Here is a 13,155-nt window from a genome sequence, read left to right on the forward strand (position 1 = left end):
GTGATTGAAGCGCGCCAGATCACCTGGAAGAGAGGCGCTACCCTAAATCGAGCAGAACGCCGAGCTGAGCAATCTGTTGCTGCCACTCGCGCTGTAATTCGGGCTTCTGGTGCTTGACCTTACGCGCCAGGTCCTCCTCCAGTTTACTTTCGAGATCCAACAGAGTGGCCAGTAGGAGTTCTTCTGTTTCTGGCAATACAAACGATCGTTCATCCTGTACCGGCGCGGCTATCGTGGCGGATACATGCGCATTTGCCAGAGTGGAATACACTGGCGCTAGAGCGTGCCAGTCTTTCAGACTATGGTCATCTATCAACCAGAAACGATTGCAGCTTTGCTCAATCAATGTGCGGTCGTGAGAAACCAGCAATACAGCACCGCTGAACATTTTCAGCGTTTGCGCCAGTTCTTCTTTGCCTTCCATATCGAGGTGGTTAGTCGGCTCGTCCAGCAACAACAACGAATAGTTTGCCAGTGTGAGTCCGATAAACAACAACCGTGAACGCTCGCCGCCGCTCAGGGTGCTCACTTTTTGTTGATGGCGCAGGTACGGGAAGCCGGCACTAATGAGCGCTATTTTTCTCTGTTCTTCTGTAAGCGCCGAAAAAGGGACAAGTGCTTCGTTTAAGGTGGCATCATCACGCAGCTGCTGCAGGCTTTGATCGTAGTAACCGACGCGTACTTTCGGGTGGAATACCACGCCATCCTCTACTGTCTCTGGATAGCAGAAGGCTCGCCATAAGGTATGCAGGAGTGAAGATTTACCACAGCCATTGCGGCCAACCAGTGCAATCCGATCACCGCATTTAACCCGGATTTCGTCCAGCTTGAACAGCACTGGCGCATCTGACGCAGGCCGAACCTGCAAATGAGATAGCTCTAACAAACGGTCGGCTGTTAATGCTTCGCCATTAAGACGCAACTGCCACTGCGTTCCGGCGGTGACTTGAGTCTGGTCATCCTTCAGCCGGTCGACCTGTTTCTCCATTTGCTTGGCTTTGCGCGCCAGCTTCTCGCTATCGTAGACGCTACCCCAGATGGCCAGCCGTTTAGCGCTTTTTGCAACTCGGTCAATCTCTTTTTGCTCGGTCTGACGGCGGTGGGTATCTGCACTGTCTTTCTCTGCCAGAGCTTCACGCGCCTGCGTGCAGGGTAGTCGAATAAATTGCAGGGCCTTGTCGCGCAATACCCAGGTGCAGTTGGTGACGTTATCTAAAAGGCTGCGGTCATGGGATACCAAGACAAAGCTGCCGCCCCAGGTTTTCAGGAAGTGCTCAAGCCAAAGTAACGTCGGTAGATCTAAATGGTTACTGGGTTCGTCCAACAACAGTAAGTCCGGCTGCCGGATCAGTGCGCGGGCCAGCAGAAGGCGCGTGTGCTGCCCTCCGCTGAGCGTTCCGGCGGTCAATTTCCAAGCAGCTTCATCAAACCCCAAGCTGGCCAGCAGCGCTTCGACCTGCCAGCGTTCGTATTGATGCAAACGGTCGGGCCCATGATTGATCACCGCGTCGATGAGTGTGTAAGCATTCAGGTCGGTGGGCAGATGCTGTTCAACCCGTGCCATCCGGCATTGGTTTGACAGGGATATAGTGCCGGAAGTGGCGGTGAGATCGCCGCTGAGGATTCTCAGCAGGGTACTTTTGCCACAGCCGTTATGACCAATCAGGCCGATGCGGTCGCCTTTTTTAAGGCCGAAGGAAATGTCTGCAAACAAAGGGCCAAAGGTATTTTCGTAACTGATAGATTGTGAAGAAAGCAGGGTAGTCATTATCAGGCTTACTCAAGTTTACGAATGTGGAATTAGAAACGCTGAGCGTCAAAAACACTGACGATAGTCGATAAAGAATCGCCCTGGATTTCCAGCCACTCCCCCGGCGTTTTTCCGTAACGCTTTCAAACTCTATCGGTGACCGCTGATTGTTGAAACCACGACGTCGTTTCGGGTTGTAAACATTTTGATGCAATCGAGCACATCACCGTGAGCATCCTGGCGGCGGGTGTAGATTTTACGTTTGGTCCTTTCCTGCGTTAGCAATTGGAAAAAGCGCTGCGCTACAGCGTTGGATTGGATGTTTGCTGAAACAGGATTGTCCTGCTGGCAGGACGAATAATCACATTTGTGCCATCTAATCGACTATTGGGTTCATGTGTAGGATTAACTTCATTCGATCGCCCAGCCGCGATCCTCACTTGGAGAACCCGCATGAAACTGTTGCACATCGATTCCAGCATCCTCGGCGACAACTCGGCTTCGCGTCAGCTCAGCGCTGGTGTGGTCAAGGCCTGGCAAGCGGCTGAGCCGAGCGTGGAAGTGACCTATCGTGACTTGGCTGCCGAAGGCATCAGCCACTTTTCCGGCCTGACCCTGGGCGCCCTGGGCACCGCTGCCGAATTGCGCGACGCCGTACAAAAACACGAGGCTGACCTCAGCGCTACGTCCCTGGCTGAATTCATCGCCGCCGACGCCGTAGTGATCGGTGCGCCGATGTACAACTTCTCGGTGCCGTCCCAGCTCAAGGCCTGGATTGACCGTATTGCCGTGGCCGGGCAAACCTTCCGTTACACCGAAGCCGGCCCTGAAGGCCTGTGCGGCGGCAAGAAGCTGATCATTGTTTCCACCGCTGGCGGCATGCACGCGGGCCAGGCCAGCAATGTGGGGCACGAGGATTACTTGAAACTGGTGTTTGGCTTCCTTGGCATCACGGATATCGAATTTGTCCGCGCCCAAGGCCTGGCCTACGGTGAAGAAGTTCGCAGCAAGGCCTTGAGCGACGCCAACGCAGTGATCAACGCACAATTGTTCGCCGCCGCGTAAGGCTTGTGTAAATTTCGCCTCTGTTCGGTTCCAATCTGAACCGGGGCGCCTAAACTCTGTATTCTGATCGCCTGAACGCGACCGGAGTACGGAGTTTTTTCGTTTACCCGCTGTCATTACTTTGGCCCAGGTTATGCACGCATGGGTTTATCACCCGGAGCGAGTGCCTTGGCCCATGGACTTTTCAAACCGACATGCCGCGGGTGTTGAACGTGGTCGCGCAGCAAAGGTGGACATCCCCATGATGCGTCTTTGTGCTGTTTTGGTTCTTTCCCTGCTCGGTGGCCTGATTTCAGTGCACGCCGCCCCAGCGCCGCACCCGCATTGGAGTGTGGGTTTTCACCGCATGAGTTTTCTCGACCCGCTGGATCAGCAGCCGATGAATGCCATCGCGTTTTATCCGTCCACCGACGATGAACATTCCACGCAGTTGGGCCCTTACCATGTGGCCGCCAGCCAGGATTCCAAAGTCGCCATTGGGCGTTTCCCGATGCTGATGCTGTCCCATGGCAACACCGGTACGCCGCTGGCGCTGCACGACCTGGCCACTTCGCTGGCGCGCAAGGGTTTTGTGGTGGTGGCGGTCTTGCATCCCGGCGACAACTACAAGGATCACAGCCGCCTGGGCACGGTGAGCAACCTGTACGGGCGGCCGATCCAGATTTCCGCAGCCATTACCGCCACGCTCGGGGATACGATGCTGTCGCCGTTCGTCAATATCGACCAGGTGGGGGTCATCGGTTATTCCGCTGGCGGTGAAACCGCGCTGATCCTGGCCGGTGCCAAGCCGGATTTCGACCGCCTGCGCCGTTATTGCCAGGAGCGCCCTGAAGACCGCGACGCCTGTACCACCAAAGGCGAGCTGGTGGTCGACCGTGAAGACTTGCAGCCGCAAGCCGACCCGCGTATTCATGCTTTGATGCTGATGGCACCTTTGAGCCTGATGTTCGGCCGCCACACCCTGGCCGATGTGCATGTGCCAGTGCTGCTCTACAGCGGCGATGGCGACAAGCTGGTGGCCGTGGACAAGAACGCCGCCGCCCTGGCGCGCAAACTGCCGCAGCCGCCGGATTTCAAACTATTGGCCGGGGCCGGGCACTTTGTGTTCATGGCGCCGTGTGACAGTGACCAACTGCTGGCCATGCCGGCGATTTGCACGGATGCCGATGGTGTCGACCGCGAAGGCATCCACCGCGATCTGATCTCGGAAGCGGGGCGCTTTTTCGTGCACACCCTGGGTCAGTCGACCCGCGCCGGTTTGCAGACTGCTGATCAGTAAGCACGGCGCTTGAGCTGCACGGTCAGGCACAGGGACGTGACCGATAGAAGCGCGGCGCAGAAGAAGATCCAGCCATAGCCGAGGTTCAGCGCCACGGTGCCCATCAATGGCCCGGCAATCGCCAGGGCCAGATCAAAAAACACCGCATACGCACTCAGCCCCGCGCCACGACTGCTGTTGGGCACCTGCTTGATGGCTTCCACGCCCAGCGCCGGGTACACCAGCGACAAGCCGAAGCCGGTGAGCCCGGCGCCGATCAGCGCCACACCGGTGGACGGCGCCAGCCACAACAGGGTCAAGCCGACGGTTTCGATGGTCATGCAGGCAATCGCCGCAGTGAACCCGCCGAAGCGGCTGATGGCCGAGATAAACACCAGGCGCGACAAGATAAAACACACGCCAAACACCGTCAGGCAGTACGCCGCACCGGCCCAGCCGCGGTTGAGGTAATACAGGGTGATAAAGGTGGTCAGCGTGCCGTAGCCGATAGACGCCAGGCACAGGCTGGCGCCAAACGGCGCGATTCGCCCGAACACCGCCCAGAACGGCAAGCGCTCACCGCGCACTACCGGTACCGAGGGTTTATTGCGGATCAACATCAGGCCCAAGGCGGCCAGCACCGACAGCGCGATACCGAGACTGTTGTAGCCATATTCGGCCACCATCACCACGCCCAGCGGCGCGCCAATCGCGATGGCGCCGTAGGACGCGATACCGTTCCAGGAGATCGAGCGCGCCGTGTGTTCGGCACCGACCGCGCCCATGCACCAACTGATGGTGCCAACGCCAATCAGGCCTTGGGCCACGCCGAGCAAGAGCCTGCCGACGATCAATACCCCAAGGCTCACAGCGGGCATGCTTTCAAGCAATGTTGCGAAAAACGTCAGCACGCCACTGACCAGGATGCCGGCCAAACCCAACACAATGGCGCGTTTGGTGCCGACGTTATCCGACATCCTCCCGGCCATCGGACGGCTGAGCAGGGTGGCCAGGTATTGCGCGCCGATGGTGACCCCGGCGACTACGGCGCTGAAGCCCAATTGTTCATGCACATAGCCTGGGATGACCGCGATCGGCAGGCCAATGCAGATAAAGGCGATGAAGGTGTAGAAAACAATGGAGACGATCTGCAGGGTGATCGACAGGGAGCTGGGGGCGGCGGCAGGCATGGTCACTCGTTCGCGGGCGGGCGGTGAGGGCATGATGGCAAGGGCGTGGGGGAAAAGGAAGCTGGCTAACTAGTTATTATGGGCACCTATTGATGCAAAAAGCCCTGTCACCATGGACAGGGCTTTTTCTTGCCGCTTGCAGCTAAAAACTATTCGCTGCGGTTAAAACACCACGCCTTGGCTGCGCAGGTAGTCGTCATAGGTGCCGCTGAAGTCGATTACGCCGGTGGCGCTCAACTCGATAATGCGGGTGGCCAGGGACGATACGAACTCGCGGTCGTGGCTGACGAATATCAGCGTGCCCGGGTAGTTCTCCAGCGCCAGGTTCAGCGCTTCGATGGATTCCATGTCCAAGTGGTTAGTCGGTTCGTCCATGATCAGCACGTTGGGCTTTTGCAGGATCAGCTTGCCGAACAGCATGCGCCCTTGTTCACCACCGGAGATCACTTTGACCGACTTCTGGATTTCGTCGTTGGAGAACAACATACGGCCCAGGGTGCCACGGATCATTTGCTCGCCTTGGGTCCACTGGCCCATCCAGTCGAACAGGGTCACGTCGTCTTCGAAGTCATGGGCGTGGTCCTGGGCGTAGTAGCCCAGTTCTGCGGCATCGGTCCACTTGATGCTGCCGGCGTCCGGGGTCAGTTCGTTGACCAGGGTGCGCAGCAGGGTGGTCTTGCCGATACCGTTCGGGCCGATGATCGCTACGCGCTCGCCGGCTTCAACCTGGAAGCTGAAGTCCTTGAACAGCGGCTTGCCGTCGAAGCCCTTGGCCATTTTTTCGACCATCACAGCCTGGCGGTGCAGCTTCTTGTTCTGCTCGAAACGGATGAACGGGCTCACACGGCTCGATGGCTTGACCTCGGCCAGCTGGATCTTGTCGATCGCCTTGGCGCGGGAGGTGGCTTGCTTGGCTTTCGAGGCGTTGGCCGAGAAGCGGCTGACGAAGGATTGCAGTTCGGAGATCTGCGCCTTCTTCTTGGCGTTGTCCGACAGCAGTTGCTCGCGGGACTGGGTCGCCACGGTCATGTACTCGTCGTAGTTGCCCGGGAACAGGCGCAGCTCGCCGTAGTCCAGGTCAGCCATGTGGGTGCACACGCTGTTCAGGAAGTGACGGTCGTGGGAGATGATGATCATCAGGCTGGAGCGCTGGGTCAGGATGTTTTCCAGCCAGCGGATGGTGTTGATGTCCAGGTGGTTGGTCGGTTCGTCGAGCAACAGCACTTCAGGATCGGAGAACAGTGCCTGGGCCAGCAATACGCGCAGCTTCCAGCCTGGGGAGACTTCGCTCATCGGGCCAAAGTGTTGCTCCAGCGGAATACCCAGGCCCAGCAGCAGTTCACCGGCACGCGATTCGGCGGTGTAGCCGTCCATTTCGGCGAATTCGGTTTCCAGTTCGGCAACGGCCATGCCGTCTTCTTCGCTCATTTCCGGCAGCGAGTAGATGCGGTCACGCTCAGCCTTGACCCGCCACAGCTCTTCGTGGCCCATGATCACGGTGTCGAGCACGGTGAATTCTTCGTAGGCGAACTGGTCCTGGCGCAGTTTACCCAGACGCACGTTCGGCTCCAGCATGACCTGGCCGCCGGACGGCTCAAGGTCGCCGCCGAGGATTTTCATGAAGGTCGACTTGCCGCAACCGTTGGCACCGATCAAACCATAACGGTTGCCGGCGCCGAATTTGACCGAGACGTTCTCGAAGAGCGGCTTGGCGCCGAACTGCATGGTGATGTTAGCTGTGGAGATCAATTACTTTACCTATCAATGAGTTGCGAGCGTGGCGGCAGGAGCCTTCAGGCATGCGTCAACAGCGACATCAAGGCGCGAAACCCGGTCGCTGAGCAGAAAATTTTGGTTGTGTGTTGGAATTTGGCGCGCATTGTCGCATATGTCAGGCGACAGTTGTATGGCAGGCGAACGATGGTTTCTCCAAGGTCTCCGGCATCGCCAGCCATAACAGCGCCAAGGCCACGGCGGCCACGCCTGCCAGGGTCAGGAATGCCGCGTTGTAGCCGGACTGTTGCACCACGAAACCGGCCAGGCTGCTACTCAACGCCGCACCCAGGCCAAACACCGTGGACAGCGCGCCGAGGCTCACATTAAAACGCCCGGTGCCCTGGGTCAGGTCTTTGACGATTACCGGGAACAGTGCGCCAAAGATCCCCGCGCCGATGCCGTCGAGCATCTGCACCGCCACCAGCCAGTACGGATCACTGGACAAGGTGTACAGCACGCCGCGCAGCGGCAAAATCAGGAAGCCTGCCAGCAACAGCGGCTTGCGCCCCCACACATCGGCCTTGAGCCCGACCAGCCAGGCCATCGGCACCATCAACAACTGCGCGGCGACGATGCACGCCGAGGTCAGCGGCGTGGCCATTTGCAGGTTGATCTGCGCGAGCTTCTGGCTGACCAGCGGCAGCATAGCGGCATTGGCCAGGTGGAAGAGGGCGCAGCAGATGGCGAATATCAGCAGCGGCCGGTTGGCCAGCAGCACCTTTACGCCGGACGGTTGTTCGTGATCGCTGTGGTGGGCAGGATCAAAGCCCCGGGCGACTTCATGGTCAATCGCCTTGGCCGACACACAGCTGACGGCCACGATACTGGCCAGCGCCATAAAGGCCATCAGGTAAAACACCACCACCGGGCCGTACAGGTACGCCAAACCGCCGGCCAGCAGTGCGGCCACAGCATTGCCGGCGTGGTTGAAGGTCTCGTTGCGCCCCGTGCGGCGGGTAAAGGCGCGCGGCCCGGTAATCCCCAGGGATATGGCGGATATGGCCGGCGCAAACACCGAGGCGGCTACGGCGCTGGCGGCCTGTGTCAGGGCCACCCAACTGAAGGCACTGACAAACGGCAGCAACAGGCAACTGACGGTGACCAGGATGGCAGCCACCGCGATCACCGCGCGCTTGCTGCGTGTGCGGTCGATCAGCGCGCCGGCGGGGCCTTGGGTGACCAGTGCGGCGATGCCCGCCAGGGTCATGACCACGCCGATGCTGGCCGGGTCCCATTTATGCACGGCCAGCAGGTAAATCGCCAGGTAAGGCCCGAGGCCGTCGCGCACATCCGCCAGGAAAAAGTTGAGGCTGTCCAGGGATAAGGTACTACGCAGGTCAGCGTGATTGGCCACGGCGTTGTCTTCGCAAAGGGTGTTCAGGGGCTGGACACTCATTGGGCTAGTGACCCGTGGGCCGGAACATAAGTTCGCTGACGCTGGGGGTTTAATCTGGCGCGCATATGGCTTATTTTTCGTAGCCCGCTGAAATGACTCTCTGGAGACGCAATGGACATGCCCTCAGCCCAACAGGCTGTTGCCCGCAATAAGGCCGCCTGGGACGCCTCTGCCGCGCTGCACAAAGACACTGCGACCTGGAAAGCGCTGCTGCAATCAGTCGCTGAGCCAGGCTTTTCGTGCCTCGATCCCACTATCACAGACCTGTTGCAAAGCGTCGGCGTTGCCGGCAAGACGGTGGTGCAAATCGGCTGCAACAACGGGCGTGAAAGCCTGTCGCTGTTTGGCCTGGGGGCGCGAGAGGTGGTGGGCGTCGATCAATCGGCAGCCTTTCTGGCGCAAGCTCGGGAGTTGGCTGATGTTTCCCCGCATAACCCGCAGTTTATCGAAGCCGATATCCATCACCTGCCTGAGCGTTTGCGTGGCCGGTTCGATATTGCCTTGGTGACGATTGGCGTACTCGGCTGGATGCCGGATGTAGCGCTGTTCATGCAGCACGTGGCCAGTACCCTCACGCCCGGCGGCACCCTGGTGATCTACGAGACTCATCCTTTCCTGGAAGTCTTCGACCCACAGGCCGCCAACCCGCTATTGCCCGCCAGCTCGTATTTTCAACGCGATCCGTTCGTGCTGCAGGCGTCGATTGTGTACGAAGGGCTGACGGAGGTTCCCGGGCCGACATCCTACTGGTACGTGCATACCCTGGGCAGCGTGGTCAGCGCGGCGATTGCGGCGCACCTGCAGATCGAGCATCTGCGCGAATATCCGCACTCCAACCGTGAGGAGCTGTATGACCAGTACGAGCACCAGCCGGCCCAATTGCCGTTGTGTTTCACCCTGACGGCCATCAAACGCGCTGTTTGAGCGGGCTTTTCGCGCACAAAAAAAGGCCCGCGAGAGAAAAGGCGGGCCAAGTGATTCACTGGAGTAGGTGGCCTTACGCTAAAGGCCGGAACGTGAAGGCTGCGTGAAAAACCATGTTGGCGTTTCGGATGGCGTGCGGTTTTCAGGCGCGGCGCACAAAAGTGCGCATGGTTTGCCCTGGCCCGGTGCTGAACACCGTTGGGCGGGGCATGCCCTCATCCGCTGCGATAAACACAAAATCATCGCCTTCGAGCTGATAGCTGGCGGGTAACGCTTTGCCAGCGTCATCGCCCATGGAATCTACCCAGGTAATACGTTTGGGCGTGGTGGTGCTATCAAGGGAAAACCGGCCAGCCAGCAATACGTCGCCAGCGACGGTTCGCACATCGAAGTGATCACCGTTAATCGTGGTAATGGCGCCTGGCGCGCTGTGTGCGTCGGCAGGGTTGAGTACGCCGCTGTCTTCCAGGGAGACCTGCTCCCAGGCGCCCTGCAGCGCAGTGAAGTCCGGGTCTGGTAGAGGGTTCATGCAAGTTCCTTTTGCTGGAGGCTGATCGGCCGGAGTGTATCGAAAATGTGGCAAAAACCCGGCTGGAATGCGGTTTTTTGCTGGGTTGCGAGCGGTTTGACCATTCATTGACTAAGCTGCTCGCATTCTCAGTTATACATAAGGAGTTACCTTGTATAGTCATTGACATCAAGCAGAAACAATCTCTAATAAGGTCGGATTTTTCGCCACGCTAGGTGGTCTGACTGCCATAACACATTCGCAATCAGAGCGTTGTCTCTGACCTTCCATGCCTTTCGAATGCTCAGTTCGAATGACCAGGGGTGGTGGCTTTTTAATGTCAATCTTAAGGTGCGCTTATTTTGAATCAAATTTCTCCGATCAATTCGTCTGTAACTTCAGATGAAATTGACCTGTTTGAATTGTTTCATGCCATTTGGCGGCAAAAGATACTCATCGTGGGCTGTACGATTCTTGCGGGGGTGTTGGGCGCAAGTTACGCGACGGTTGCGCCCAAGCAATACGAGGTCAGCAGTGTGCTGCGCCCGGCCGCGATCAATGAATTGGATGCGCTGAACCGCTCCGAAGTCTACAAGCTGCCGCCCTCGGAGGCGTTGGTGAAAGTAGGCGCGCAACTGGATTCTTACGGGGCTCGCCTGGCGTTCTTTAAAAGCCACAAAGATTTGTTCAATGCCTACCTGAGCCCCGGACTGAGCGTCGAACAGAGTTTTGAAAACTTCAACCGTAGCGGCATCAGCCTGAGCGTTCCCGACTCCAAAGCGGCAGAGTCGCCGAACAGTGCTATCCGCCTGGAGTTGCAATACCCTTCTGACGTTGACGGTGTTGCGATCCTTAACGGGCTGGTCGACTACGCCATCGCCGCACAGCGCGAACAAGTGGGCGCCGGCCTGAAGGTGATCGTCAATAACCGCCTCGCCGAGCTCAAGGGCAAGATCGACGCGGCCCGGGCCAATTACGACACTGAAAAAGAGTCCAAGATCGCGGTTCTGCTCGAGGCGGACAGGCTCAAACGTGCACAATTGCAAGATGAGCTCAAAGGCTTGCGGCTGCAGATGAAAATAGAACGCACCGACCGCCTGGCCGAACTGGCTGAGGCGATCTCGATTGCCAAGTCCATGGGCATCAATCAGCCAACCACGCCATCTTCCATGGCCGATACTAACCGCGCCGGCTCCAGTCAGGTGGTGCGCACCGAGATTAGTAACCAGAAGATTCCGCTGTATTTCCTCGGCACTGAGGCCCTGGAAGCTGAGCGCAATGCGTTGCAAAAGCGCACCAGTGATGACTTTACCAGCGGCCGTATCGCTGAAATTGGCAAGGAGTTGCAACTGCTGGACACCAACCGTGAAGTCGAGATTCTGCAAAAGCGCGGCAACGAGGATATCTTCCTGCGTGATGTCGAACCGCTTCGCACCGAAATCGCCAGGTTGCGCAGCCTTAACATTGATATGAGCAATCTGGAGCTGGTGAGCATCGACCGTCGTGCCCAGGAGCCGCTGGGGCCGACCAAGCCGAGAAAACTGGTGATTCTTGCACTTAGCCTGGTGGCTGGGGCTTTCGTGGGTGTGCTGATCGCGCTGATCCGTCACTTGATTCTGAGTTACCGCCAGTCGCGCTCGGTCGCTGGCACCTCGTCGGGACGCCAGCGCATAGACGACTCGCCTGTGCTGTAAACACCCACGCAGAGGGCTTGCGTCCGGGCAGGCCCATGCGAGCCCTCTGCGCTGCGTAGACAGCTTTTCACAATTCTTAGTTAACCTTTGGTTACAAACTGTGGCTAAATAACGGCCAATGGCGTGGTTCCGGAAGTGACTCGTCCGGCCAGCCGCCACTATGTAATCGTGATTTCAGGTGCTGCTTATAAATCCTCGGCCGTTGTGTGCACGCAGGAGCAGCCTGTTCTCTTCTAACTTGTGACGAATCCCTTGAAACTCATCATTGTTGTTCTCTACGTTGCCTCCATTGCGTATGTTCACCTGCGTGGCAGAGTGCGACACAAGCTGGGCCGCCAGCTTAGCGATCACTCGACGTTCCTGGCGCCGATCAACTGCTTCCTCTACTTGTTCTCCAGGCAGCCGAGCCGCCCGTTTCTGTCGCCCAGCGACTTTCCGGACCTGAGCCCGCTGCAGGAACACTGGGAGGAAATCCGCCAGGAAGGCCAGAACCTGATGCGCGCGGGCGAAATCAAGCGTTCGGACCAATACAACGACGTAGGTTTCAACTCGTTCTTCAAGTCAGGCTGGAAGCGCTTTTACCTCAAGTGGTACGGCGACAGTCACCCGTCGGCGATGAAGCTGTGCCCGCGCACCACTGAGCTGGTGCAGGGCATTGGTTCGATCAAGGCGGCGATGTTTGCCGAGTTGCCACCGGGCTCCAAGCTGGTGCGCCACCGTGATCCTTACGCAGGCTCCTATCGTTACCACCTTGGGCTGGATACGCCGAACGATCCGGGTTGCTATATCAATGTGGATGGCGAGAGTTACTACTGGCGTGACGGTGAGCCGGTGATGTTTGACGAGACTTACATTCACTACGCTGAGAACACGACACAGCAGAACCGCATCATTTTGTTCTGTGACATTGAGCGCCCGATGAAGTACCGCTGGGCGGCGGCGTTTAACCGTTGGTTCAGTCGTAATGTGATGGCGGCTGCGGGTTCGCCTAATGATGACGGTGATAAGACCGGCGGGTTGAACCGTGCGTTTACGCGGTTGTACAAGATCCGTTTGCGTGGCAAAGAGCTGAAGAAACGTAATCGTGCGCGGTATTACCTGGAGAAGTGGGCGATTTTTGCTGGGTTGGCGGTGATTTTTATTTTGATCTGACTTGGTGGTGGCCCTTTGGGGGACATATCCGTTGCTGCGGTAACGGCTTCTATTGGTTCGGCTCTTACAGCGGGTCACTTTTGTAAAGACCGGAATGCCGGTCAAAAGTAACCAAAAAGTCTTCGCCCCACCACTCGGTGCCTTGCTTAGGCTCGGCATGCCAGAACGAAGGCTTGAATCCGTGGGTAACCCGGCGTCCTGCCGGGTTACCCACGGATTCAAGCCTGCGTTCGGCCACCGTGGTTAACGGGGCGCCTCAGATCAAAATCAAGATCAAGATCTACAGCACGGCGGCCTGAAAGCCGACCTGAGTGGTTGAAGCAAGAGCCAGATCAAGTGCAAGGCAAAAGCCTATCTAGCTGATGCAACACGGTCTAAATGTGGGAGCGGGCTTGCTCGCGAATGCGGTGGGTCAGTCAATTTATCTGTCACTGACCCACCG

Annotated in this window: 10 protein-coding genes and 1 pseudogene; 5 read left to right on the top strand and 6 right to left on the bottom strand. The window is 58.0% G+C overall.

The window, feature by feature from the left end; genetic code table 11:
- Window positions 1-37: 37 nt before the first annotated feature.
- Window positions 38-1,768: an ABC-F family ATP-binding cassette domain-containing protein gene (locus ACTD9P_RS22700; protein WP_438869441.1), complete on the bottom strand. Its 1,731-nt coding sequence runs from the start codon at window positions 1,766-1,768 to the stop codon at window positions 38-40.
- Window positions 1,769-1,892: 124 nt separating this feature from the next.
- Window positions 1,893-2,074, bottom strand: a pseudogene (locus ACTD9P_RS22705) (IS3 family transposase); the annotation flags it as partial.
- A 129-nt stretch (window positions 2,075-2,203) separates the two neighbouring features.
- Here ACTD9P_RS22705 and ACTD9P_RS22710 point away from each other — a divergent pair.
- Both ACTD9P_RS22710 and ACTD9P_RS22715 read left to right on the top strand, forming a co-directional pair.
- Complete coding sequence (locus tag ACTD9P_RS22710; RefSeq protein WP_438869443.1) at window positions 2,204-2,815, top strand: FMN-dependent NADH-azoreductase; 612 nt, start codon at window positions 2,204-2,206, stop codon at window positions 2,813-2,815.
- A gap of 241 nt (window positions 2,816-3,056) precedes the next feature.
- Entirely contained in the window at window positions 3,057-4,094 is a 1,038-nt protein-coding gene (locus tag ACTD9P_RS22715) for an alpha/beta hydrolase family protein (RefSeq protein WP_438869444.1), read from the top strand.
- On the opposite strand, the gene ACTD9P_RS22720 is transcribed toward ACTD9P_RS22715, so the two are convergent.
- From ACTD9P_RS22720 to ACTD9P_RS22730, 3 genes are all read right to left on the bottom strand, one after another.
- The gene (locus tag ACTD9P_RS22720; RefSeq protein ID WP_438869445.1) at window positions 4,088-5,263 is read right to left on the bottom strand and encodes an MFS transporter; all 1,176 of its coding nucleotides are present in this window, start codon (window positions 5,261-5,263) and stop codon (window positions 4,088-4,090) included. The two genes, ACTD9P_RS22715 and ACTD9P_RS22720, sit on opposite strands and share 7 nt — an antisense overlap.
- Before the next feature lie 162 nt (window positions 5,264-5,425).
- Window positions 5,426-7,012, bottom strand: coding sequence for an ABC-F family ATPase (locus tag ACTD9P_RS22725; protein WP_074854431.1), 1,587 nt, complete (start codon window positions 7,010-7,012; stop codon window positions 5,426-5,428).
- A gap of 142 nt (window positions 7,013-7,154) precedes the next feature.
- Window positions 7,155-8,393, bottom strand: coding sequence for an MFS transporter (locus ACTD9P_RS22730; protein ID WP_438869450.1), 1,239 nt, complete (start codon window positions 8,391-8,393; stop codon window positions 7,155-7,157).
- Window positions 8,394-8,546: 153 nt separating this feature from the next.
- Between ACTD9P_RS22730 and ACTD9P_RS22735 the strand changes: the two genes are divergently transcribed.
- The gene (locus ACTD9P_RS22735) at window positions 8,547-9,359 is read left to right on the top strand and encodes a class I SAM-dependent methyltransferase (RefSeq protein WP_138817557.1); all 813 of its coding nucleotides are present in this window, start codon (window positions 8,547-8,549) and stop codon (window positions 9,357-9,359) included.
- Between the two features lie 142 nt (window positions 9,360-9,501).
- Here the strand turns inward: ACTD9P_RS22735 and ACTD9P_RS22740 are convergent, their stop codons facing one another.
- Entirely contained in the window at window positions 9,502-9,888 is a 387-nt protein-coding gene (locus ACTD9P_RS22740; RefSeq protein WP_438869446.1) for a TIGR03067 domain-containing protein, read from the bottom strand.
- Window positions 9,889-10,229: 341 nt separating this feature from the next.
- Here ACTD9P_RS22740 and ACTD9P_RS22745 point away from each other — a divergent pair, with 341 nt between their 5' ends.
- Complete coding sequence (locus tag ACTD9P_RS22745) at window positions 10,230-11,561, top strand: Wzz/FepE/Etk N-terminal domain-containing protein (protein ID WP_438869447.1); 1,332 nt, start codon at window positions 10,230-10,232, stop codon at window positions 11,559-11,561.
- 252 nt (window positions 11,562-11,813) lie between these two features.
- Window positions 11,814-12,713 (top strand): lipid A hydroxylase LpxO, encoded by a 900-nt coding sequence (lpxO, locus tag ACTD9P_RS22750; RefSeq protein ID WP_438869448.1) that lies wholly within the window; start codon window positions 11,814-11,816, stop codon window positions 12,711-12,713.
- The last annotated feature ends 442 nt before the right edge of the window (window positions 12,714-13,155 follow it).

This window comes from Pseudomonas onubensis, assembly GCF_965653655.1.
In the GTDB taxonomy this organism is placed as follows: domain Bacteria; phylum Pseudomonadota; class Gammaproteobacteria; order Pseudomonadales; family Pseudomonadaceae; genus Aquipseudomonas.